Source organism: Asanoa ishikariensis (genome assembly GCF_900107455.1).
Classification (GTDB): domain Bacteria; phylum Actinomycetota; class Actinomycetes; order Mycobacteriales; family Micromonosporaceae; genus Asanoa; species Asanoa ishikariensis.
On sequence record NZ_FNQB01000001.1, the window covers coordinates 2,207,409 to 2,230,311 of the forward strand.

The window sequence follows — 22,903 nt, forward strand, 5'->3', positions numbered from 1 at the left end:
CGTTCAGCTCACCTCCTTGGGCAATGTGAAACGCAGGACTTCCGGATCCGTGGCCGGCTCCGCCACGGTGAGGGGTCCGAGTCCGCCAAGGCAGTCGACCAGTTCGTCGACCAGGGTGGGCGGCGCGGACGCGCCGGCGGTGACGCCGATGCGGCGTACCCCGGCGAGCAGGCGGAGGTCGACGTCGGCGGCGGAGTCGACGAGCCGGGCCGGCACGCCTTCCCGCTGTGCGACCTCGACCAGGCGGAGCGAGTTCGACGAGTTGGTCGAGCCGACCACGAGCAACAGGTCGCAGCCCTCGGCGATCTCGCGCACGGCGCGCTGGCGGTTCGTGGTGGCGTAGCAGATGTCGTCGCTCTTGGGCGCCGCGATCGCGGGGAACCGCTCGCGCAGCACGTCGGCGATCGCGGTGGCCTCGTCGACGGCGAGCGTGGTCTGCATGGCATAGGCGACGTTGCCCGCGTCCCGCGGCACCACCCGCGCGGCGGCGGCGACGTCCTCGACGACGACCACGTCGGCCGGCGCCTCGCCCAGGGTGCCCTCGACCTCTTCGTGGTCGGCGTGCCCGATCAGGAAGACGGTCGCCTCCCGGGAGCTGTGCCGGCGCACCTCGGTGTGCACCTTGGTGACCAGCGGGCAGGTGGCGTCGACGACCCGCAGGCCGCGCGCCTCCGCCTCGGCCCGCACGGCGGGGGAGACCCCGTGTGCGGCGAACACCAGCACGCTGCCGGGCGGCACCTCGTCGACCTCTTCGACGAAGACCGCACCCCGGTCCTCGAGGTCACGCACGACGTGGGTGTTGTGCACGATCTGCCGGCGTACGTAGACCGGTCCGCCGAACTTCGCCAGTGCCCGGTCGACCACGTCGATCGCCCGCTCGACACCGGCGCAGAACGAGCGTGGGTTGGCCAGTCGCACGTCGCGGGCACCGGTCGCGTCGGCCCAGGCGTCCAGCGCCGGTGCGGCCTGCCGCAGCCGCCGCAGCGCGCGGATCCCGCGGCCGGCGGTGCCGGGGCGCAGCAGCGGCTCGTCGGCGGTGTCGACCACGACCCGGACCACGGCGAACGGCGACTCGGTGGGCGCCAGCCAGATCGACTCGGTGTCGACGGCCAGCGCGCCGGTGGCGGCCAGCCGCGCGCGGGCCGCCCGGCCGGCGACGCGGTGTTCGGACGCGATCGGGCCGAGGTGCACGACCAGGCCGTGGCGGCGCAGATCGGCGGCGAGCAACGGGGCCGAGGGGCACTGCCGGACGCTGCCGTCCGGGCCGCGCACCTCGGTGGCCACCACCACGTCGCCGGGGCGCACGCCCGGGCCGACCCCACCACCGACGCCGGCCACCAGCACCGGACGCCCGCCGAGACCGCCGGAGGCGCGGAACGCCGCCGCCGCCCGCTTTGGACCCATGCCGACCCGCAGCACGGCGGTGTGCGCGTCGCGCAGCGCCCGCCGCTCGATGCCGAGGGCGACACAGATGACCGGTGCGTGCCGGCGGGGTCCGGTGGTCATGGCGTGACGTCCAGGTAGCGGCCGAGCGCCGTGATCGGGAAGACCAGCCGGTAGAGGTGGTAGTTGATGTAGAAGTCGCCGGGGAAGCCCGTACCCGTGAAGTGGTCCTCGTCCCAGCCACCGTCGGCGCGCTGCGTGCTGATCAGGTGGTCGACGCCGGCCCGGGTCGCCGGGTGGTCGGTCTCGCCGGCGGCGAGCAGCGCGAGCAGCGCCCACGCGGTCTGCGAAGGCGTCGACGCGCCCTTGCCGGCCCAGTTCTCCGGGTCGCGGTAGGAGCGCAGGTCCTCGCCCCAGCCGCCGTCCGTGTTCTGGTGGGCGACCAGCCAGTGCACCGCCGCCCGGATGGCCGGTGCGCCCGCGTCGACACCGGCCTCGACCAGTGCCGGCACGGCGGCGCCGGTGCCGTAGACGTAGTTGGCGCCCCAGCGCCCGAACCACGAGCCGTCCGACTCCTGGTTGCGCAGCAGCCAGGTAACCCCCCGCTGGGTCACCTGATCGCCGGCGCGTCCCTCGAGCGCGAGCATCTCCACCACGTGGGCGGTGACGTCGGCCGACGGCGGGTCGATGACCTCGCCGAAGTCGCAGAACGGCAGCTTGTTGGCCAGCGTGCGGGTGTTGTCGGCGTCGAACGCGCCCCACCCGCCGTCGGCGGACTGCATGCCCACCGTCCAACCGACACCGCGGCTGACCGCGCCCTCGATGCCGGTGCGCAGCGGGTCGTCGGCCGGCAGGCCGGCGGCGACCCGGCGCAGCGCCAGCACGATCTCTGCGGTGTCGTCGGTGTCCGGGTAGAGGTCGTTGGCGAACTCGAACGCCCAGCCGCCCGGTGCCAGCCCCGGCCGGCGCACCGCCCAGTCGCCGGGCACCGCGATCTCCTCCTGGAGCAGCCAGGCCGACGCGCGGCGGACCGCCTCGTCAGCGGCCGGCACCCCGGCGTCGAGCATCGCGACCAGGGCCAGGGCGGTGTCCCAGACGGGTGACTGGCACGCCTCCAGCCGGCGCACCCAGCCCGCCTCGGTCTCCTCGCGGATGGTGAAGGCGTCCAGACCGGCGAAGCCGGCCTTGAGGGCGGGATGGTCGAGCTGGTAGCCGAGCAGGTGCAGGGCGAGCAGCGAGTAGACCCACGGCGGCTGGATGCCGCCCCACGACCCGTCGGACTCCTGCCGGGCCAGGATCCACTCGGCGCCCCGCCGCTGGGCCAACTCGCGCAACGGCTTGACCGCGTGCCGGCCGTAGAGCTTGAGGATGCGGTCGGTGCGCTGGAAGAAGCCCGTCCACGTCCACAGTGGTGCGGCCGGGGCGCCCGGCGCGCCGGTGCGCAGCTCGTCGATGTCGATCGGGAGCGGGCGCACAGGCCGCAGGCTGCCGACGATGGTCAACGGCACCACGGTCTGCCGGGCCCAGCACGCCCAGTCGTAGACGTTGAGCGGGAACCAGCGCGGCAGGAAGATCATCTCGGGTGGCAGCTCGGGCAGGTCGTCCCACGACCAGAGGCCGAACAGCGCCATCCAGATCCGGGTGAACACCCGCGTCCGCTCCAGCCCGCCCATCTCCAGGATGAACGCGCGGGCGCGGGCCAGGTGCGGCGCGTCCGGGTCGTCGCCGGCCAGCTTGAGCACCACGTACGCCTCGACCGTCGTCGACAGGTCGCCGGGGCCGCCGTGGAAGTTGGCCCAGGTGCCGTCGTCCCGCTGCTGCGAGCGGATCCACCGGGCGGCCTCGTCGGTCTCCCGCTCGGTGCGGATGCCGAGGAACTGCCGGAGCAGCAGGTCCTCGGCGTCCATCGTGACGTTGGTCGCCAGCTCGCCCTTCCACCAGCCGGCCGGATCCTGCCGGGCCCGCAGGTGGCCGACGGCAGCCGTCAGCGCCGCCGCGACCGACCGCGGCGGCTGGTCGAGCGCCCGGGTCCCGGCGACCGTGGTGGTCATCCCGTTGCCCCGCTCATGAGTCCCGGTCCACGATGAACCTCCCGAGAGCCGTCAGTTCGGTCCGTGCTTCCTCGTCGATGTCGACGGTGGACAGCGCCTTCTCCGCCAGCGACATCCGTTCCCGTGCCTCGGAGAGCGCCCAGTCCCGCCCTCCGGCGTTCTCCACCAGGTCGGCGGCCCGGCGCAGCGCGGCGTCGTCGGGCTCGCCCGGCGCGGCCAGCCAGGCGGCCAGCTCCGGGCCGTGCCGAGGGTCGCCGAGCGTGTAGCTGACCGGCAGCGTCTTCTTGCGCGAGCGCAGGTCGGAGAAGACCGGCTTGCCGGTCACCACCGGGTCGCCCCAGATGCCCAGCACGTCGTCGACGAGCTGGAAGGCCAGCCCGACCTGCGCACCGAACGTCTTCAGCGCGGTCTCCACCGGCTCGGCCGCGCCGGCCAGCACGGCCCCGATCGCGGCGCTGGCCGCGAGCAGCGAGCCGGTCTTGCCGCTGGCCATCTCGATGCACTCGTCGAGCGTCACGTCGTCGCGCGTCTCGAACGCCACGTCCTGCACCTGGCCGCGGGTCAGCTCGCGGGTGGTCGTGGCCAGCAGCAGCCCCGCGCGCGCCGCGGCCGGCGTGCCGGCCTCGAGCACCACCTCCTGCGCGAGCGCGAGCAGCGCGTCGCCGGTCAGGATCGCCGTGTCACCGCCCCAGATGGCCCAGACCGTCCGCCGGTGCCGGCGTTCGACGTCGCCGTCCATCAGGTCGTCGTGCAGCAGCGAGAAGTTGTGCACGAGCTCGACGGCGACCGCGCCGGGCAGCCCGACCGCGGCCGGTGCGCCGACCGCCTCGGCGGACAGCAACGCCAGCGCGGGCCGGATCGCCTTGCCGCCGTTGCCCTGGCTCGGCGTGCCGTCGGGCGCGCACCAGCCCAGGTGGTACGAGGCGGCCAATCGGCTGGCCGGGTCGAGTCGAGCGATCGCGGTCCGCAAAGCCGGGAGCAGATGCTCGCGGCTGCGGTCCAACGCGGGCAGCGTCTGTGTCATGCCGGCACCCCCTGACACCTCTGCGGGCCGGCGCCGGCGGGGCGCCCGGCCCTCTTGTCTACAGTGGAGGCATTGAGGGCGGCGTCCGCAGCCGTGTCACCGCTCCGCGCGGCACCCTCCATCGTGGCCGGCCACCCGGTGTCCGTCCATGCCCCGGCCAGGAAAAGGCCCGGTACGGCGGTCACCGCGGACGGCCGGAACCGCCGCGAGCCGGGTGCGGCGCGGAACGTCGCGGTCCGCTCCCGGGTCACGAAGAAGTCGACGACCCCCGCCCCGGACAGCGCGGGGAACAGCGCCTCCAGGTCGGGCATCAGCAGCTCGCGCAGCTCGGCGACCGGCATGTCGACCAGGTCGTCGGCAGCCGACAGCGAGACCGCCAGATATTGACCCTCGGCCAGGCCGGCGGAGGCCGTCCGGTCGAAGACCCACTGGATCGGCGTGCCGACGCCCGCGACGAACGGCTCGGTCGACACCGGGCGGTCGAGCACCAGGTGCACGTTGACGATCGGCGAGGTGCCCAGCCCGTCCGGGTCCAGGTCGAGGTCCGGCGCCAACCGGTGCGCGACCGGCGGTGGCACCGCCAGCACCACCTGCCCGGCGACGAGCTCCTCGGCATCGCGCAGGCGCAGCGTGAAGCAGTCCTCGCCCCGCTCGATCGCGTCGACCTTCGTGCTGGTCAGCACCGTCGCGCCGGCCTCGGCCAGCGCCCGCGCCGCCGCGTCGCCGTGCAGCTCGCGCAGCGGGACGGTGGCCCAGCCGATGTCGGCCGCGTCGTTGTCGGTCAGCAGCCCGACCTGGAACACCATCGCCGCCAGGGCCAGTGACGCATCGTCGGCCCGCACGTTGAGAGTGGCCAGGCCGACCAGGTCCCACATCGCCCGGATGGTCTGCGCGTCCTGCCCCTGCTCGCGCAGCCAGTCGCCGAACGAACGCGCGTCCAGCGCCGGGTCGCCGCGGTCCAGCGCCTTCATCGCCAGTGCCGCCTTGGTGAACTTGAGCCGCTGGACCGGGCTGAGCAGCCGGTAGCCGAGCAGCGCTCCGCCGAGGTGCAGCGGTGCGGGCAGGTTGTTGCGGCGCAGCCGGGCGGTGCCGACGCCGGGCTGGTGCACGGCGAAGTCGAGCCGGTCCTGCAGGTTGGTCTGCCCGGTCACGCCGAGCCGGTCGAGCAGCGCGCGATAGGCCGTGCAGCAGCGCAGGAACACGTGCTGTCCGTTGTCGACGTCGAGCTCCCCGCGGCGGAACGAGTGGGTCAGCCCACCCAGCCACGGCTTGGTCTCGATCAGCGTCACCCGCCGGCCCGCGTCGGCCAGCCGCAGCGCGGCGGTGATCCCGGCGAGCCCGCCTCCGACGACCGCGATGTCGGTGTTGGTCACGATGACACACCCGCCAGCGCGCGGACCGCCACGGACGCCTTCTGCCAGCCGGACAGCGACAGCCGCCGGTCGTACACCAGCCGAGGGTTGGTGGCGATCTGGTCCAGGAGCCGGCGGTAGATGCCGGACATGGCCGCCGCGCTCGCGGCGCTGCGGCGGTCGAGCAGGGGCAGCAGGCGCAGCCCGCGCTCGTACCAGAGCCGGGCCCGCTCGGCGGCGAACGAGATGAACCGGGCCAGGCCGCCGTCGCGGTCGACCAGGTTGCCGTTGGCGTCCAGCGCGAGCCGCACCCCGAACCGGTGCAGGTCCTCGCTCGGCAGGTAGATGCGGTTGTTGGTCAGGTCCTCGCGGATGTCGCGCAGGATGTTGACCTGTTGCAAAGCGATGCCCAGCGCGTCGGCGTACTCGCTGGCCCGCGGGTCCGCCCGGGAGCCGAACACGCCCAGGCAGAGCCGGCCCACCGAGCCGGCGACGCAGCGGCAGTAGTCGACGAGCTGTTCGAACGTGTCGTACCGGGTGCCGTTGAGGTCCATCTGCACGCCGTCGACGAGCTCGCTGAACGCGCCGACCGGCAACGGGAACCGCCGCGCGGTGTCGGCGACCGCGACCAGCACCGGGTCGGTGCTGCCGTCGATGTCGGACAGTTCGAGCTTGAGCCCGTTCAGCGCGGTGGTCTTGTCGGGCAGGGCCAGGTCGCCGTCGCCGATGTCGTCGATCCGCCGGGCCAGTGCGTAGACCGCGCAGAGGCTGGTCCGCTTGGCCGGCGGCAGCAGCCGGATGCCGTAGTAGAAGTTGCGGGCCTCGGTGCGGGTGATGGCCTCGCAGGTCTCGTACGCGGTGGTCAGCGTGGTCATCGCGACATCACCGCCGAGCCGAACGTCGCCGCGACGGCCTGGGCGAGGATGTCGCGTTTCGCTGGCCGTGGAGGTCTGGCGAGCACGTCCCATTCGGCGCGGCGCAGCGCGTAGAGCGTCGCCCGGCCGCCGGCGAGGTAGCCGGTGACCGCGAGCCGGCCCCAGCCGCGCAGTTGCCGCAGCAGGGGCAGGCCCTCGTCGAGCAGCGAGCCGGCCCGCTCGGCGTTGAAAGCCACCAGTTGGCGCACGGCCGGGGTGGCGCGTGGCGCGTCGAGGTCGGTGGGGCGCACGTCGAACCGGTCGAGGTCCGCCATCGGCAGGTAGATCCGGCCGTTGCGGCGGTCCTCGGCCACGTCCTGGCAGTGCTCGACGATCTGGAGCGCGGTGCACACCTTGTCGGACAGCTCTTCCCGCCGCGGCCCGGCTGCGCCGAAGACCCGCAGCACGATCCGGCCGACCGGGTCGGCCGACAGCCGGCAGTAGCCGACCAGGTCGTCGAACGTGCCGTACGCCGTCTGCTCCTGGTCCTGGAGGTTGGCCGCGACCAGATCGTGGAACGGCTTGGCGTCGAGCCCGCAGGTCAGCATCGTCGGGCGCAACCGTTGGAGCACCGGATGGCGTGGGGTGCCACCGCTGAACAAGGTGTCCAGGTCGGCGTCGAACTCGTGCAGCGCGGGGCGGCGGTCGCCGTGGCCCCGGTCGCCGAGGTCGTCGATCACCCGGGCCACGTCGTACACGGCGAGCAGGTGCTCCCGGTGACGGCGCGGGAGGATCCGCAGTGCCACCGGGAAGTTCTCGGCTTGCTCCTTGGCGCGCAGGTACGCGTCGCCGGCGCCGGCCGGGTCAGGGAGGGAGGTCATGCCCGCAATGCTGCCTGGTCGCGTCACGACCCGGCGGGCGACCATGACGGTCGCGACCTCGCTCGATTGCTCGCCCTGTATCGAGCCCATCTTTTGGTGCTGCCCCCTTCGTCCGCGGTGCCCAGGCCACGCGCGGCGACTGCCATCGATCAGGACTCGTATCGCCGGCTCGTGGGTCTGGTGCGCCGGTTAGCTCATATCTTTACGGACAGGTATGCCCTCTTCGCGGAAAACAGGCCAGAACGGTCCAAATTCCTCGCTTGATCTACTAAGCGCGCGTGCCCCGGGCGGATCCGACCGCTGGGACAGCTCGTCGATGACCACCACCATCGCGGTGGCGAGGCGATGCGCGTCCGCACCGAGAGCGGGGTCGACGGTGACCCCGATGTCCAGGCACCGGTCCCAGCCGGTGATGCCGACGGCCAGCGGAGCGCCGGGCGCGAGCGGCACCACGGGGTGCACCCAGTGGACGGCCCCGCCGGCCAGCCGGTGCTCGCCGGTGGGGCCGACCATCGTGGAGACGATGCCCTCGAAGAACCGCTTCCCGTAAACCACCCGGGCAAACCACCGCTGCGCTGGTGGCGGCAGGACCCCGGTGGCGGTGCCGATGAGGAAGCTGGCGCCCATCGCGCGGGTGCCGGAGTGCAGCCGGCCGGTGCGCCGTCCGGTCTCCAGCAGGCGCTCGACCTCGTCGTCCGGGCCGAGCGGCAGGTCCATCAGCACCGCCGAGGTGACGGTGCCGGCCAAACGGTCGCCGGGGCAGGGCAGGGTCAGCGGCACGCTCACCCGCACGTCGGTGGTGGCCGCCACGGTCGGCAGCACCCGCCGCAGCGCACCGGCGGTCGCCGCCAGCAGCACGTCGCCGACCTGCACACCGTGCGCCCTGGCCGTCTCGCGCACCACCGCGGTGGGCACGCGGGACATGCCGTAGTCGCGGTCCCGCGGCGCGCCCGACGGCAGCCGGCGCTTGGCCCGCCCGTCGCGGACGAGCTCGCCGATCCCGCCGGCCACGGCGCGGACGCGGGCGAACACGCCGAGCGTGGGCAGGTCTGCGGCCGGTGGTTCGAGCACCGGGTCGAACAGCCGGCTGGCCGAGACGACCGGGGCCGACCCGGCGGAGACCACGCGGTGCACGGTCAGCACCACGGCCACCTCGCCCGGCGTCACGCCGGTGACCGTCCAGCAGCGCCACAGTGGGCGGTCCCTGGGCAGCGGGGTGCGCTCCAGGCCGGCGACGAACGACGCCAGTGCGGCCGGCCCGCCCGGGCCGCCGTCCGGCCCGCTCAGGTCCCGGACCGGCAGGTGCCAGTCCCAGTCGAGGTCGCGCACGCGCACCCAGCGCGGCCGTCGCCAGAACGAGCCCTCGGCCACCTTGTGCCGGTACCGCGGCATGCGGTCGATGACGCCCTGGAACCTGGCCCGCAGGTCCGCCTGCACGGCCGGTCCGCTGCGGCCGTCGCGCAGCACGACCACGTCGGCGGCGTGCTGGGCGGCACCGCTGGTGGTCTCGGCGTTCAGGAAGAACGCGTCGGTCGGCGCCAGCCGCGGTCGCTTCTGGTTCGGCCTGTCGCTGACCAGCATCATCAGGCCGACGCACACCAGCGTGACCAGGGCGCCGCCGACGGCGTCCAGCACGTAGTGGTTGGCGGTGGCCATGATCACGAACGTCGTGAGCGAGACGTACAACAGGCAGAGCGCCTTCACCCACCAGCGGCCGCTGAAGATCGAGCTGACCACGATGGTCACCCAGACCGCCCACCCGACGTGCAGCGACGGCATGGCGGCCAGGTGGTTGGCGTCCGCGGTGTACGGCGAGCCCCATGAGCCGAACGTGCCGCCGTCGGTGACGGTGTCGACGAAGCCCTCGCCGGGCAGCAGGCGGGGAGGCGCGGCCGGGTAGATCGCGAAGATCGAGATGGCGATCAGGTTGACCATGACGAACGTGCTGCGCGCCCAGCGGTACCAGGGCGACCGGGTCAGGTACAGGATGATCAACAGCCCGAACGAGCTGGCCACGTACCCGAACGCGTACTCGTAGTTGGCCACCACCGACAGCGTGTCGTGCGACGTCAGCCATTGGTTGAGCGTGCGCTCGACGTCGATGTGCAGGAAGCGTTCGAGGTCGAGCAGGTCCCGGCCGTGCCCCATGGCGATCGACTCGCGGAACATGCCGCCACCGCGCGAGATGCCGACGTAGAGCACCACCACAGCGGCCACGATCGCCAGCTCGCGCACCAACCTCGGCGGCGGGCGCAGGACGCGCACGTCAGCCACGCCGTCCGGGTCGGTCCACGCGGGCGGCTCAGGCCCCTTCCTCAGGTGCACGCTTCCAGGTTGCGTCGCCGCCCCCGTTTCCCGTGCGGAAACGCCAAGCTCGGCTCGTGCTTCCGCTGGATCAGTGGCTCGTCTGGGGCTTCGGGGGGCCGTGGGACCGGCCGGACCGCACCCCGGACTGTTCGTCCTCGTCGTCCCGCACGCTCGGGGAGTGCGCGAGACCGATCGCTCCCGCCGATATCAACACGGCCGCGATGACGAGCGCTGTGAGCTGCGTCGCAGTGTCGGGAAGTGTGACGTTGAACGCGAAGATGCCGATCAGGTAGCTCGCCACCGGATTCGTGATGTTCATCGCGGCGACCGCCGGAGGGAGCGAACCGGCCGCGAACGCACCCTGTTCGAGCAGCAGGCCGGTGATCGTCGAGACGGCCAGCGCGTACCCCGGCCAGTCGGTCGCGGTGGCGGCGATGCCCCGGCTGACCAGGTCCTCGACGGTCAGGCTGAGCGCCAGCGCGCTGTACGCGAAGCAGAGGCCCGCCGCGATCGCGATCAGGAAGGAGTGCACCGCGGGCCGGCGGCCGGTGGCGGCGCCGATGATCAGCACCACCGCGACGGCCGTGATGAGGCCGGCCAGGATCGCCCAGCCGCGGTTGGCCTGGTCGGCCCGGGGTGCGACGCCCCGGACGCTGAGGAACAGCGCCAGCCCGCCGCAGATCAGCGCGGCCGACACCAGGTCGCGCCAGTCCGGCCGGCGGTGCCGCAGCGAAAGGGACAGCGGCAGCGCGAACAGCAGTTGGGTGACGAGCAGCGGCTGGACCAGCGCGACCGAGCCGAAGTGCAGCGCGACGGCCTGGGCGCCGAAGCCGAGCAGGTTGGCGCACCAGCCGATCAACCAGAGCGGTTGGCGGAACAGCTTCCGGATCAGCCGGAGCAGCGAGATCACGACCACGCCGTGCTTGGGGGTGTCGGCCTCGCCGGGGTGGGCCGGTGCGTAGTCGGACTGGCGTGCCGCGTGTTGTTGGAGAGCGGCCGAGGTGCCGAAGAGGAATGCCCCGAACACCGCGAAAGTTACCGCCCAGACCACACTTGATCCCTACGTCCTCTGCACCGACTTTCTCCGTACCGGTTCCTAGGTCGAGCTTCGCACAGCATCGACCGATGGCCGGCCTAACTGCCGCCGAACCGGCTGGCCAGGGCCCGGTACGCGCCGGGCAGGGTGTTTCGGACAGCCACCGGCAGCCGGAGCCAGGCGGGCCGGTAGAGCTCCGCGCCGCCGGCCATGATCAGCCCGACGAGGTCCCGGCCGACCGGCCCCGGGTCGAGTGGTGCCGGTCGCTGCCGGCCGTAGGGGCGGCCCCGGCGCTCGAAGAACCGGGTGTTCACCACACCGGGCACGAGCACACCGACGTCCACGCCGGTGCCCTTCAGCTCCAGCCGCAGGCTCTCGGCGAAGCCGTCCAGGCCGGCCTTGGTCGCCGCGTAGACCGCCTCGCCGGCGACGCCGGTGCGGCCGGCGATCGACGTGACGTAGGCGAGGTAGCCGGTGCTCCGCTGCCGCATGCCCGGCAGCAGCGTCCGGGTCAGCGCGATGGGTGCGGCCAGGTTGAGCACGAGCAGCCGGTCGCGGTCGGCGTCGGTCATCTCCTCGAACGGGCCGGCCCAGCCGGAGCCGGCGCTGGCGACGAGGATGTCGACCCGACCGGTGCGGTCCAGCGCCCCGCGGCCCAGCCGTTCCGCCTCGCCGGGGATGCTCAGGTCGGCGACCAGCGCGTGCCCGTCGAGCCGGGCGGCCAACGCCTCCACGGCCGGCCGGTCGCGGCCGTGGACGATGACGTTGGCGCCCTCGGCGGCGAGGGCGAGCGCGGTGGCCCGCCCGATGCCCGAGGACGCGCCGGTGACCAGGGCGACCGCACCTGAAATCCGCATCACCCCATCTTCGGGTACGACCGTCCACGACGGACGGAAACGCTGCGCGGCCAGTCGCGCGCCGGTAAGCTGCCGTTGCGTCGATTGAACGCGTCGATCCAGGGAGGCCGATGCCCGCCAGTCTGCCCGCGTCCGCGGACGTGGTGATCGTCGGCGGCGGCCTCGCCGGCCTTGCCGCCGCGCGCCGGCTCGACCGTGCGGGCCTGGACTGGGTGCTGGTGGAGGCGGCCGACCGGCTCGGCGGACGGGTCGCCACCGACGAGGTCGACGGCTACCGGCTCGACCGCGGCTTCCAGGTGCTCAACACCGCCTATCCGAGGCTGTCCGCGCTCGTCGACCTGGCCGCCCTCGACCTGTGCCCGTTCACACCCGGCGTGCTGGTCCGGCGCGGTCCGGACCTGGTGCGGCTGGCGGCGTCGCTGCGCCCCGGCGTGCTCGGCGCGTCGCTGGGCGCGGCCAGCCGGCTCGGCTCCCGCCTCGACCTGGTGCGGTTCGCGGCCCTGGTGGCCCGCTACGCCTCGCTGCCGCCGGCAAGGTTGCTCGACGCGCCGGAGACCACCGCCGAGGCGGCGCTGCGCCAGGCCGGCCTCTCCCACGCGTTCATCGAGGAGCTGGCCCGGCCGTTCCTGTCCGGAGTGCTCGCGGATCGCTCGCTGGAGACCTCCAGCCACGTCCTGGCGATGATCATCCGTTCGTTCGCCCGAGGCCGCATCGCGGTGCCCGCGACCGGGATGGCCGCCCTGCCCGCCGCCGTGGCCGCGCCGCTCCCTGCCGGACGGCTGCATCACGGCACGCCGGTCGGCGCGGTGGCACCGGGCAGCGTGTCGCTCGTGGACGGTCCGGTCGTGCGCTGCCGCGCCGTGCTGGTCGCCGCCGCGACCACCCTGCTGCCGGCCGTGCCGATGCCCCGGATGCACGCGCTGACCACCTACTACCACTCCAGCGCCGACGCACCCCTGTCCGAGCCGACCCTGCTGCTCGACGGCGACCGCCGCGAGATCGTGGCCAACACGGTGGTGGTGTCCGCGGCGGCGCCGGGCTACGCACCGCCCGGGCGGGCGCTGGTCGCCACCTCGGTGGTCGGGCCGAGCGCCCCGCCCGAACCGGTGGTCCGCGCCGAGCTGGCCCGTCTCTACGGCGTCGCGGTCGACGACTGGGAGCACCTGCGGACCGTGTCGATCCCGGCCGCACTGCCGGCCGCGCCACCGCCGCAGGGCCGGCTCCGCGCGCCGGTGGCCCTCGGCGACGGCCTGTTCGTGGCCGGCGACCACCGCGACAGCCCGTCCATCCAGGGCGCCCTGGCCAGCGGCTGGCGCGCCGCCGGCGCCATCGTCGCGTCCCTGCGCTAGGTCGCCAGCGCGATCGCCCGATCGACTCCGAGCGCCTCGCCGGCCCGCCAGGCCGCGTCGTAGCGGTCGCCGCCCAGCTCGGCCCGCGCGGCCGCCGGGTCCAACCCCATCGGCGGCCAGGACGGCGTGAACGCCCGCATCCACATCTCGTTGGAGGGGGTACGCAGGGCCTGCGCGGCGGCAGCCAGCCGGACTGCGGCGGTCAGGTCGCCGTCGCGGCTGTCGATGTCGCCCAGTGCCCCGAGGAAGGTGCTGAGCGCGGCCTCGTCGCCGGCATCGGCCGCCAGCCCGAGCCCGTCGACCAGGTGCTGGCGGGCGTCGATGGGATCGCCTGCGGCGTTCGCGCACAGTGCCCACGTGTAGTGGGCGATGAGCGCGGTGAACTGCTGCTGCCCCCGGCTCGCCAGGTCGAGCGCGACGCGCACGTTGTCCCAGGCCTCCTCCGCCTCGCCGGCTTCGAGCGCGAGCAGCGCGAGCCGGCTGTGTACCAGGCTGTTCTGCCACCCTTCGCCCGCCGTGATCGACAGCTCGCCGGCCTCGATCAGATAGCGGCGCGCCCGCTCCCGCTCGCCTTGCTGCGCGAGGAACTGGCCGTAGGTGCCCAGTACGACGGTGAGGGTGGCGTCGTCGCCGCCCGCGCGCACCACCGCCAGGGCGCGGCTCAGCAGCTCCTCGGCCCGCTCGGGCAGACCGGAGACGATCGCCGTGCCGCCGACGGCCAGCAACGCCCGGCCGAGGCCCCAATGGCTCAGCAGGTGCTGCCGGTCGAGGATCCGCGTCAGGTGCCGGCCGGCCTCGTCGACGTGCCCGCGCCGCCACCAGAACGTCCAGGTGTCCCACAGCAGGCGCAGACTGGAGCCCGGGTCGTCCTGGTCGAGGAACCAGTCCACCGCGGCGTCGAGGTTGTCGTGCTCCCGCTCCAGACGGTGCAGCCAGCCCGTCCCGTCCGCCCGGTTGAGGTGCGCCTGCGCCTCCTGCCCCAGCCGCAGGTAGTGGTCCGCGTGCACCTGGTGCGCGGCCGTCCAGTCGGCTCCGGCCCGCAGCCGCTCCAGCGCGTACCCCCGGATCGTGTCGAGCATCGAGAACCGCGGCTGACCGTCGGGGGTGGTGTCCCGCCGGACGAGCGTGGACTCGATCAACGCCTCCAGCAGGTCCAGCACGTCGCCATCCGGGCGGGTGACCGCTTCAGCGGCTTCGAGGTCCCAGCCGCCGGCGAACACGGCCAACCGGTCGAACATCGCCCGCTCGTCGGCGCGCAGCAGGCGGTAGCTCCAGGTGATGGTGGCGCGCAGCGTGCGCTGCCGGTCGGGCAGGTCGCGGGGGCCACCGGTGAGCAGGCCGAGCTCGTCGCCGAGATGCTCCACGATGGCGGCCGGCGGCAGCACCCGCACCTTCGCCGCGGCCAGCACGATGGCCAGTGGCAGCCCGGCCAACCGGCGGCTGATCTCGACCACGGCGTCGAGGTTGTCCGGGGTCAGCGTGAAGCCGGGTGACGAGGCGCGGGCGGTCTCGACGAAGAGCCGCACGGCCGCCGAGCTCGCGGCGACGGCCGCCGGGTCGGTGGAGTCGATCGGGCCGGACAGCGGCGGCACCGGGTACACCTGTTCCTCGCCCAGCCGCAGCGACGACCGGCTGGTGACCAGCGCGGTCACCTGGGGCGCCGTGCGCAGCAGCTCGGCGATCACCGGCGCGGCGTCGGCGAGCTGTTCGAAGTTGTCGATCACCAGCAGCAGGTGCTTGGTGCGCAGCCAGGACCCGACGTCGGTGGCGGCCGGCGTGGCACCGGACGTGCGCACGCCGAGCCCGCGCGCGAGCGCCTCACCGACCAGGTCCGGCGACCGGGCCGCGGACAGGTCGACGAAGCGCGCACCGTCCCGGAACCGGTCCGCCGCCCGCCCGGCCGCTGCCACCGCGAGCCGGGTCTTGCCGATCCCACCGGTGCCGGTGAGGGTGACCAGCGGGACGGTCTCGTCGGTCAGCAACGCCTCGAGCGCGGCCAGGTCGTCGTCGCGGCCGACGAGCGCGGTCCGGAACGCGGGCAGCCGCCCGGCGGTCGGCTGCGCCGGCGGGCGCGCGGCCCGTTCGAAACGCGCGGAGAGCAGCCCGGCGAGGTCGTGCTCGACCTTCTCGCGCAGTTCGGCGGCCGTCCGGAAACGGCGGTAGGAGACGGCATCGGACCCGATCGCGTCGAGCATGGCCGTCAGCCGGGGGTCGCGGTGGTCCGCCGGCTCCCGGACGTAGATCAGCCGGGGGAGCGCCTCGGCCAATCCGAGCTCGTCCTCGAGTCCGGAGATCCGTTCGCCGGGTGCGATCCAGCCGTAGCTCTCGCCGTACACGCCGACGAAGATCTGGCTCTGCTCCACGTACGCGCGGTACAGGTCGCGGGGCGGGTGGGGTCGGGCACCCTGCTCGAACATCACCGGGACCAGCCGCATCCGGTCCACCGCGTCCCGGACGGCGACCCGTTCGGCCGCCAGCTCGTCCAGTGTGGAGCTGATGAACACCCGGACCCGCTGGTCGGGGGTGAGGATCGTCGGCCGCACCGGGTCACCTCCGCGCCGTCGCCGCGGCGACGGCCCGCTCGATGCCCAGTTCCTCGCCGGACTGCCAGGCCCGGTCGTAGGCCTCGGGGCCGAGCCGGGACCGGGTCGCCGCCCGGTCGAGCCCGGTCGCCGGCCAGGGCGCCACGAAGGCGCGCATCCACATCTCGTTCGACGGGGTACGCAGCGCCTGCGCCGCCGCGTCCAGCCGCACGGCCAGCTCCGGTTCGCCGTGGCTGTCGAGGTCGGCCAGCGCGACCAGGAACTGGGCGACGGCGGCTTCGTCGCCCGCGGCGGCCCCCAACGCCAACCCGTCGACGAGGTGCCGGCGGGCCTCGGCCTGCTCGCCCCGGTCGACCGACCAGACCGCCCACGTGTAGTGGGCGATGAGCTCGACGAACTGGTCCGGCACCGCGCGCGCGACCTCCACCGCGTCGCGCAGATGCGTCAGCGCTTCGTCGTAGTCGCCTTCGGCGATCTTCAGCCGCGCCACCCGGCTGTGGTACAGACCCTCCTGCCAGTTCTCGCCCTTCTCCCTGGCCTCGTCCAGGAAGGCCCTGGCCTGCTCGAACTCGCCGCGCAGCGCGGCGAACTGGCCGAGCGGACCCAGGGCGAACGACGCACCGGGGCCGTCGCCGGCCGCCCGCAGCAGCGGCAGCGCCCGCAGGAAGAGGTCCTCGGCCCGGTCGTACTGCCCGGAGACGAACGCCATGATGCCGGCGGCGAGGAGCGCCCGGCCGGTCTGCGCCTCGGTCAGCCGGTGGTCCTGTCCGAGGATCCGGTCGAGCTGCCGGGTCGCCTCCTCGATGTGCCCGCGGCGCCACCAGAACGCCCAGGTGGACCAGATCATCCGCAGCGCCCGCGGCGTGTCCTCGCCGTCGAGGAGCCAGTCCAGCGCCGCGATGACGTTCTGCCGGTCCAGCTCCAGCCGGCGCAGCCAGAGCGGCCCGCCGGCGCGGTTGAGGTGCGGTTCGGCTGCCTGGGCCATGCTCAGGTAGTGCGTCGCGTGCGCCTCGTGCGCCACCTCCCACTGGCCGCCGTCGCGCATCCGCTCGAGGGCGTACGTCCGGATCGTGTCGAGCATCGAGAAGCGTGGCTCGCCGTCGGGCATGGCGTCATGGCGCACCAGGGTGGACTCGACCAGCGCTTCCAGCAGGGTCAGCGGGTCGCCGCCGGGCTCGGCGACCGCCGTGAGGGCGTCGAGGTCCCATCCGCTGGCGAAGACGCCGAGCCGGTCGAACAGCGCGCGCTCGGCGGGCCGCAGCAGGCGGTAGCTCCAGGTGATCGTGTCGCGCAGCGTGCGCTGCCGGTCGGGCAGGTCGCGGGCGCCGCCGGTGAGCAGCCCGAGCTGGTCCCCGAGGTGGTCCACGATGGCCGCCGGCGACAGCACCCGCACCTTGGCCGCGGCGAGAATGATGGCCAGGGGCAGCCCGTGCAGCCGCCGGGTGAGCTCGACGACGGCGGCGGTGTTCTCCGGGGTCAGCGCGAACCTGGGCGAGGCCGCGCGGGCCGTGTCGACGAACAGCCGCACGGTCGCGGAGCCCGCCGGGTCGGTGGCCTCTTCGGACAGGGGCGGCACGTCGTAGACCCGCTCGCCGGCCAGGCGCAGCGGCGCCCGGCTGGTGACCAGCGCCGCGACGTGGTGCGCGGTCCGCAGCAGCTCGCCGATCACCGGTGCGGCGTCGGCGAGGTGCTCGAAGTTGTCGACCACGAGCAGCAGGCGCCGGGTGCGCAGCCAGGCCGCGACGTCGGTGGCGGCCGGCACCGCGCCGGACGTGCGCAACCCGAGACCGCGCGCGACCGCCTCGCCCACCAGACGCGGCGAGGTGACGGGGGAGAGGTCGACGAAGCGGACGCCGTCCCGGAAGTGGTCCGCGACCCGCTCGGCGGCGGCGACCGCGAGCCGGGTCTTGCCGATGCCGCCCGGGCCGACGACGGTGACCAGCGGGGCGCCCTCGGTCACCAGCTCCGTCAGGTTCGCGAGCTCGACGTCCCGGCCGATCAGCGGGGTGCGGAAGCTCGGCAGCCGGCCGAACTCGACGGCTGGCGGTTGGGGCGGTGCGGACCCGGCGAAGCGCTCCGACAGCAGCACGGCCAGGTCGTGCTCGACCTGCCCGCGCAGCTCGCCAGGCGTGCGGAAGGTGTGGTACGAGGCCGCGTGGATCCCGTCGAGCAGGGCGGCCAGCCGCGGGTCGCGGTCGCGAACCGGCTCCTTCACGTAGATCAGCCGGGGCAGCTCGTCGGCGAGCCGGAGCTCGTCGGCCAGCCCGGAGACCTGCTCGCCGGGTGCGATCCAGCCGTAGCTCTCGCCGTACACGCCGACGAAGATCTGGCTCTGTCGCAGGTAGGCGCGGTAGACGTCGCTCGGCGGGTGCGGCCGGGCGCCCTGGTCGAACATCACCGGCACCAGGCGCAACCGCAGCACGGCGTCGCGGACGGCGCCGCGTTCCGGGGCCAGTTCGGTCATGGTGGAGCTGACGAAGACCCGGACCCGCTGGTCCGGCGTGAGGATCACCGGCTGATCGTCCGACGGCACCGAATCACCCCATCCCAGTCCATTTTTCAGGATATATGGGGATTACTCGATCATGACCGTCACCGGACCGACGCGCAGCGTCCCGTCGTCGAGCGGGCTGCAGCGGATCCCGCCGTGCCCGCGCAGGGCCTTGAAGGCGCCCGGCCCGACAGTCACGTCCATCCAGGCGCAGGGGTTCGCCCGGCGGCGGACCGCGAGTCGGACCGGCCCGCTGCCGGAGTCGAGGTGCAGGACCGAGCCGACCAGGTCGTCCACGGCGATGCCGGCCACCAGGATGTTGCGCCGGACCTGGGTCAGGCCGATGCCGGGCGGCAGGCTCTCGCTGGCGATCACGGTCACCACGGCGTCCCGGTGCGCGGGCCGGCCGAAATAGCGATCACCGACGATGCCCAGCCCGGCCCGGATCTCGACCTGCCCGACCAGCTCGCCGGGCGGCGCGGGGGCCGGCCCGTCGGCGGGGCGGCCTTCGAACCGGTGTACGGGCGAGGCCAGCAGTTCGACGATCTCCGGCATCCCACCGAGTTTGGCATGTGTCCATCAGGTGGTGGGTATAACACCCTCGTGGACGTCGTGTGGTTGAGGTTCGAGCGGGGCACCGCCGCCGGTATCGCCCGGCGGGCGGTGCGGGAGGCGCTCGACGGCTGGAAGCTGGCCCATCTGGCCGATGACGCCATGCTGGTGACCACCGAGCTCATGCAGAACGTCGTCCGGCACACCGGCAACGGCGGAGAGCTGCTGGTGCGCCGCAGCGGCGACGCGCTGCGCATCGAGGTCGCCGACACCAGCGTCGCCAAGCCCACGGTGCGGGCGCCCGACCCGGCCCGCACGGGCGGTCGGGGCCTGTCCATCGTCGCCGCGGTCGCCCGCGGCTGGGGCACCCTGGCCCGCAAGGGCCAGACCGGCAAGATCGTCTGGGCCGAGCTCGCCGCTTAGGGCTCTTCGTCCAGCCAGAGGCAGAAGGGGTGTCCGACCGGGTCGATCATGACTCGGACCTCCTCCTGCGGCTGGAACGCGGCGACCTTCGCGCCCTGCCGCTGCGCCCACGCCACGCCGGCGGACAGGTCGCGTACCGCGACGTCGAGGTGGACCTGCATCTGCTGGTCGCCGTCGCCGGCCGGCCAGACCGGTGGGACGTGGTCGGTCTCGAGCTGGAACGACAACCCGATGCCGCCGCCCGGCGCCCGCAGGGTCGCCCACGTCGGCTCGTCGGAGCCGCGCTCCCAGCCGAGCAGGCGCTCGTAGAAGTCGCGCAGCGCGCGCGGATCGGGGGCGCCGAGCACCATCCCGTTCGGACGCAGGTTCGGACGGTCCATCGAGGGACCCTAACCCGGCCCGCGGCGGGCCGCAGCCCAGGCGTCGCGGGTCAGCTCGTACGCCACGTCGCCCTGCTCGGATCCCTCGATGACCTCGGGCCAGACGGTGTGGAACTGGTTGACGAAGCTCAGCCCGACCTTCTCCAGCACCCGCCGCGACCCGGTGTTGACGGTCATCGTGTCGGCCACGACCAGCCGCACGCCGAGCTCCCCGAAGCCCTTGTCGACCACCGCCCGGGCTCCTTCGGTGGCGTAGCCGCGACCCCACGCGTCGCGGCGCAGCCGGTAGCCGAGGTCGGCGACGTCCGGCTGGTCCGGATCGGTCGGCCGCAACGCGAACCAGCCCACGAACCGCCCACCGGCCCGCTCCTCGGCGGCCCACACGGCCCGTCCGCCGCCGAACGCGGGAACACCGCGCAGCAGCTCCGGGAGCGTCCGTTCCCGGACGGCCGCGCGGCTGGCGGGCTTGCCGCCGTTGATGTGGCGCATCACCTCGGGGTCGTCGACGAGCGCGAACACCGCCTCGGCGTCGTCCTCGACGAAGTCGCGCAGCACGAGCCGCTCGGTGGTCAGGAACGCCATCCCGCGATGGTGCCCCCACCCGCCGCGGGCCCGCGACGGGTTTTCGGCGTTGTCGGCTTGGCGTCTGCCGCGCGGCGTCGACGGTGCGAACATCGGGTCGTCGTAGGGGGGAGCTTCGATGTTTCGCAGAGCCGCCGCCGTCGTCACGGTCGCCACGTTGGGTGTGCTCGCCGGGGCCGGTCCGGCGCGGGCCGACCACGGCACCGCGCACACGATCGCGCGGATGACCGCGCACTACCACGATCCCGGACTGGAGCCGCAGAACAAGCCGTTCGCGCTGCTCTATCTGCGCACGACCGAGGGGATGCGGGACGCCAACGCCGAAGGTGAGTTCTCGGCGCCGGAGTTCTGGGACCGGGAGGTGATCCCGACCTTCGCCGCCTACTACCTCGACGCGTACGCCGCCTGGGACCGGCATCGTCTCCGGGACGTCGACCCGGCCTGGCGGATCGCCTTCCGCACCTCGCCGGAGCGGATCACCTGCACCCAGATGATCTATCTGGGCATCAGCGCGCACATCAACAACGACCTGGCGTTCATGATCGAGGACATGGGACCCCGCTACACGTACGCCGACCACAAGCACGTCGACGACGTGCTGGTGTTCCGGACGCGGCCGGTGGTCTACCCGGAGATCCAGCGCGACCTCTGCCCGGGCCTGTTCGGCGAGACGGTGCCGGCCACGGCCGACGTCGACATCTTCGCCTGGCGGGAGCTGGCCTGGCGCAACGGGCAGGCGCTGCTGACGGCGCCGGACCGGCGTGCGCGGGAGGCGATCGCCCGGCAGATCCGCGACCACGCCCGCGACAAGGCGCGCGAGATCCTGCGCTGGCCGGTCGGGGGCGTGTCCCGCTAGCGGCTCGCCGCGCGGCGGTAGCGGGCGATCGACATCGGCACGAAGATCGCCAGGATCAGCAGGCACCAGGCGATCGCCAGCCAGATCGGGTGCGCGGCCGGGAAGCCGGTGCCGTTGGCCGCGCCGGCCGGCGCGTTGCCCCACAGCTCCCGCAGGGAGAGCACGACCGACGAGATCGGGTTCCACTCGGCGATCGGTCTCAGCGCCGACGGCAGTGACGAGGTCGGCACGAACGCGTTGGACAGGAAGGTCAGCGGGAACATCCAGATGAAGCCGGCGCTCTGTGCGACCTCGACCGACTTCACCGACAGCCCGATCACGGCCGAGATCCAGCTCATCGCGTACGCGAAGAGGAACAGGATCGCGAACCCCGCCACGCCCCGCAGGAAGCCCTCGTTGATCCGCCAGCCGACGATCACGCCGGTGATCGACATGACGATCACGGTGAACACGTTGTTGATCAGGTCGGACGAGGTGCGCCCGAACAGCACCGCGCCGCGCGACATGGGCAGCGAGCGGAACCGGTCGACGATGCCCTTCTGGAGGTCGTCGGCGAGCCCGATGGCGGTGATGCCGGCGCCGAACGCGACCGTCTGCACGAAGATGCCGGGGATCAGGAACTCGCGGTAGTTGATGCCCGGCGTGGCGATCGCGCCGCCGAACACGTACGCGAACAGCAGCACGAACATGATCGGCTGGATGGTCGAGAAGATCACCAGGTCCGGGACCCGCTTGATCTTGAGCAGGTTGCGCTTGGTGACGACCCAGCCGTCGCTGGCGGCCTCGAGCACCATGGTCACGGCGTACCCCCGGTCTCGGTCTGCTCCTGCGCGGGTTGGCCGGTGAGCGTGAGGAACACGTCGTCCAGCGTGGGCTTGCGGATCTCCAGGTTGGTCGGGGTGATGTCGGCGGCGTCCAGCTTGCGGACGGCCTCGACCAGCGCCGCAGTGCCGCGTTCGATGTGCACCGTGACCTCGCGGGCCTGGTCGTCGACCTCGGGCTCGTCGACGCCGACCGAGCGCAGCACGTCGGCCGCGGTGACCAGCTCGCCGCGGTCGCCGACGGCGACCGCCAGCTTCTCGCCGCCCATCTGCGACTTCAGCTCCGTCGCCGTGCCCTGCGCGATGGCCCGGCCGTGGTCGATCACCACGATGTCGTCGCAGAGCCGGTCGGCCTCCTCGAGGTACTGGGTGGTGAGCAGCAGCGTCGAGCCGGCCTTGACCAGATCGCTGATCACGCCCCACATGCCGAGGCGGCTGCGCGGGTCGAGTCCCGTCGTCGGCTCGTCCAGGAAGATCACCGGCGGTTGTACGACCAGGGCACCCGCGAGGTCGAGCCGCCGCCGCATGCCGCCGGAGTACGTCTTGGCCGGCCGGTCCGCGGCGTCGGTGAGCTCGAACTGCTCCAGCAGCTCCTTGGCCCGCTTCCGGGCCCGCTTCTTGCCCAGGTGGTAGAGCCGGCCGACCATCTCCAGGTTCTCCTGGCCGGTCAGGTAGTCGTCGACCGCCGCGTACTGCCCAGAGACGCCGATGATCCGGCGCACCCGGTCGGGGTGGGCGCACACGTCGATGCCCCCGACCTCGCACCGCCCCGAGGTCGGGGTGATCAGGGTGGTCAGCATGCGCACGGTCGTGGTCTTGCCCGCGCCGTTCGGCCCGAGCAGACCGAGCACGGTGCCCTCGGGCACGACGAGGTCGAGGCCGACGACGGCCGTGACGGAGCCGTAGGTCTTCCCCAACTGTTCGGCGATGATCGCGTTCGCCATTTGACCACCGTAGCCGGACGAATGCCGCAAGTCCGGCGGCTCTCTTGCTCTGCACCCACATACGCACCACCCGCGGTTCGCCGTGGTGCGTATTTGGGAAGGGAACGGTCACGCCCCCGTCCGCGCCGACTGGCGCCGATGCGCCCGGGCCGCGGCAGATCCGGATATGGAGCGTCCGACTCGGGAACCGGCGTTGCTCCACAGCCGAAACGTTCGC

The 22,903-nt window shown here is 73.4% G+C and carries 19 protein-coding genes and 1 pseudogene; 3 read left to right on the forward strand and 17 right to left on the reverse strand.

The window, feature by feature from the left end; genetic code table 11:
* Positions 1–3: 3 nt before the first annotated feature.
* The 10 genes and pseudogenes from ispH to BLV39_RS10490 all read right to left on the reverse strand — a co-directional run bounded on the left by ispH (position 4) and on the right by BLV39_RS10490 (position 11,745).
* Positions 4–954, reverse strand: a complete 951-nt coding sequence (ispH, locus tag BLV39_RS45090) for a 4-hydroxy-3-methylbut-2-enyl diphosphate reductase (RefSeq protein WP_373315412.1) — start codon at positions 952–954, stop codon at positions 4–6.
* An 81-nt stretch (positions 955–1,035) separates the two neighbouring features.
* Positions 1,036–1,506, reverse strand: a pseudogene (locus BLV39_RS45095) (phosphorylase family protein); the annotation flags it as partial.
* Positions 1,503–3,434: a squalene--hopene cyclase gene (gene shc / locus BLV39_RS10455; RefSeq protein ID WP_090789697.1), complete on the reverse strand. Its 1,932-nt coding sequence runs from the start codon at positions 3,432–3,434 to the stop codon at positions 1,503–1,505. The pseudogene BLV39_RS45095 and the gene shc, both read right to left, overlap by 4 nt.
* A 13-nt stretch (positions 3,435–3,447) precedes the next feature.
* On the reverse strand, positions 3,448–4,458 hold the full coding sequence (locus BLV39_RS10460) for a polyprenyl synthetase family protein (protein ID WP_090789699.1): 1,011 nt from the start codon (positions 4,456–4,458) through the stop codon (positions 3,448–3,450).
* Positions 4,455–5,831, reverse strand: a complete 1,377-nt coding sequence (gene hpnE / locus BLV39_RS10465; RefSeq protein ID WP_218137077.1) for a hydroxysqualene dehydroxylase HpnE — start codon at positions 5,829–5,831, stop codon at positions 4,455–4,457. Before hpnE ends, BLV39_RS10460 begins: the two co-directional genes overlap by 4 nt.
* Entirely contained in the window at positions 5,828–6,685 is an 858-nt protein-coding gene (gene hpnD, locus BLV39_RS10470) for a presqualene diphosphate synthase HpnD (RefSeq protein ID WP_090789702.1), read from the reverse strand. The genes hpnE and hpnD overlap by 4 nt, the downstream gene beginning before the upstream one ends.
* Positions 6,682–7,545, reverse strand: a complete 864-nt coding sequence (hpnC, locus tag BLV39_RS10475) for a squalene synthase HpnC (RefSeq protein ID WP_090791356.1) — start codon at positions 7,543–7,545, stop codon at positions 6,682–6,684. Before hpnC ends, hpnD begins: the two co-directional genes overlap by 4 nt.
* A 189-nt stretch (positions 7,546–7,734) precedes the next feature.
* A complete protein-coding gene (locus tag BLV39_RS10480) occupies positions 7,735–9,870 on the reverse strand; it encodes a bifunctional phosphatase PAP2/O-acyltransferase family protein (protein WP_143049718.1) in 2,136 nt (711 codons plus the stop codon).
* Positions 9,871–9,940: 70 nt separating this feature from the next.
* Positions 9,941–10,903, reverse strand: coding sequence for a DMT family transporter (locus BLV39_RS10485; RefSeq protein WP_176984835.1), 963 nt, complete (start codon positions 10,901–10,903; stop codon positions 9,941–9,943).
* Between the two features lie 83 nt (positions 10,904–10,986).
* On the reverse strand, positions 10,987–11,745 hold the full coding sequence (locus BLV39_RS10490; RefSeq protein WP_090789706.1) for an SDR family NAD(P)-dependent oxidoreductase: 759 nt from the start codon (positions 11,743–11,745) through the stop codon (positions 10,987–10,989).
* A gap of 122 nt (positions 11,746–11,867) precedes the next feature.
* Here BLV39_RS10490 and BLV39_RS10495 point away from each other — a divergent pair, with 122 nt between their 5' ends.
* Positions 11,868–13,094: an FAD-dependent oxidoreductase gene (locus tag BLV39_RS10495; protein WP_090791358.1), complete on the forward strand. Its 1,227-nt coding sequence runs from the start codon at positions 11,868–11,870 to the stop codon at positions 13,092–13,094.
* Here BLV39_RS10495 and BLV39_RS10500 read toward each other — a convergent pair.
* The 3 genes from BLV39_RS10500 to BLV39_RS10510 are packed head-to-tail and all read right to left on the reverse strand — an operon-like array spanning position 13,091 to position 18,683.
* On the reverse strand, positions 13,091–15,637 hold the full coding sequence (locus BLV39_RS10500; protein WP_176984836.1) for an ATP-binding protein: 2,547 nt from the start codon (positions 15,635–15,637) through the stop codon (positions 13,091–13,093). The two genes, BLV39_RS10495 and BLV39_RS10500, sit on opposite strands and share 4 nt — an antisense overlap.
* A gap of 4 nt (positions 15,638–15,641) precedes the next feature.
* Positions 15,642–18,170: an ATP-binding protein gene (locus BLV39_RS10505; RefSeq protein WP_090789710.1), complete on the reverse strand. Its 2,529-nt coding sequence runs from the start codon at positions 18,168–18,170 to the stop codon at positions 15,642–15,644.
* Positions 18,171–18,212: 42 nt separating this feature from the next.
* Positions 18,213–18,683: a molybdenum cofactor biosysynthesis protein gene (locus BLV39_RS10510; RefSeq protein WP_090789712.1), complete on the reverse strand. Its 471-nt coding sequence runs from the start codon at positions 18,681–18,683 to the stop codon at positions 18,213–18,215.
* Between the two features lie 48 nt (positions 18,684–18,731).
* Between BLV39_RS10510 and BLV39_RS10515 the strand changes: the two genes are divergently transcribed.
* Positions 18,732–19,103 (forward strand): ATP-binding protein, encoded by a 372-nt coding sequence (locus tag BLV39_RS10515; protein WP_090789714.1) that lies wholly within the window; start codon positions 18,732–18,734, stop codon positions 19,101–19,103.
* Here the strand turns inward: BLV39_RS10515 and BLV39_RS10520 are convergent.
* Positions 19,100–19,483, reverse strand: coding sequence for a VOC family protein (locus BLV39_RS10520; protein ID WP_176984837.1), 384 nt, complete (start codon positions 19,481–19,483; stop codon positions 19,100–19,102). The genes BLV39_RS10515 and BLV39_RS10520 overlap by 4 nt on opposite strands.
* A gap of 9 nt (positions 19,484–19,492) precedes the next feature.
* The gene (locus tag BLV39_RS10525; protein ID WP_090791359.1) at positions 19,493–20,065 is read right to left on the reverse strand and encodes a GNAT family N-acetyltransferase; all 573 of its coding nucleotides are present in this window, start codon (positions 20,063–20,065) and stop codon (positions 19,493–19,495) included.
* A gap of 118 nt (positions 20,066–20,183) precedes the next feature.
* On the opposite strand from BLV39_RS10525, the gene BLV39_RS10530 reads away from it, so the two are divergent.
* Positions 20,184–20,921: a DUF5995 family protein gene (locus tag BLV39_RS10530; protein WP_090789718.1), complete on the forward strand. Its 738-nt coding sequence runs from the start codon at positions 20,184–20,186 to the stop codon at positions 20,919–20,921.
* Here the strand turns inward: BLV39_RS10530 and BLV39_RS10535 are convergent.
* Entirely contained in the window at positions 20,918–21,715 is a 798-nt protein-coding gene (locus BLV39_RS10535; protein WP_090789720.1) for an ABC transporter permease, read from the reverse strand. The two genes, BLV39_RS10530 and BLV39_RS10535, sit on opposite strands and share 4 nt — an antisense overlap.
* 2 nt (positions 21,716–21,717) lie before the next feature.
* Positions 21,718–22,686, reverse strand: coding sequence for an ATP-binding cassette domain-containing protein (locus BLV39_RS10540; protein WP_090789722.1), 969 nt, complete (start codon positions 22,684–22,686; stop codon positions 21,718–21,720).
* Between the last annotated feature and the right edge of the window lie 217 nt (positions 22,687–22,903).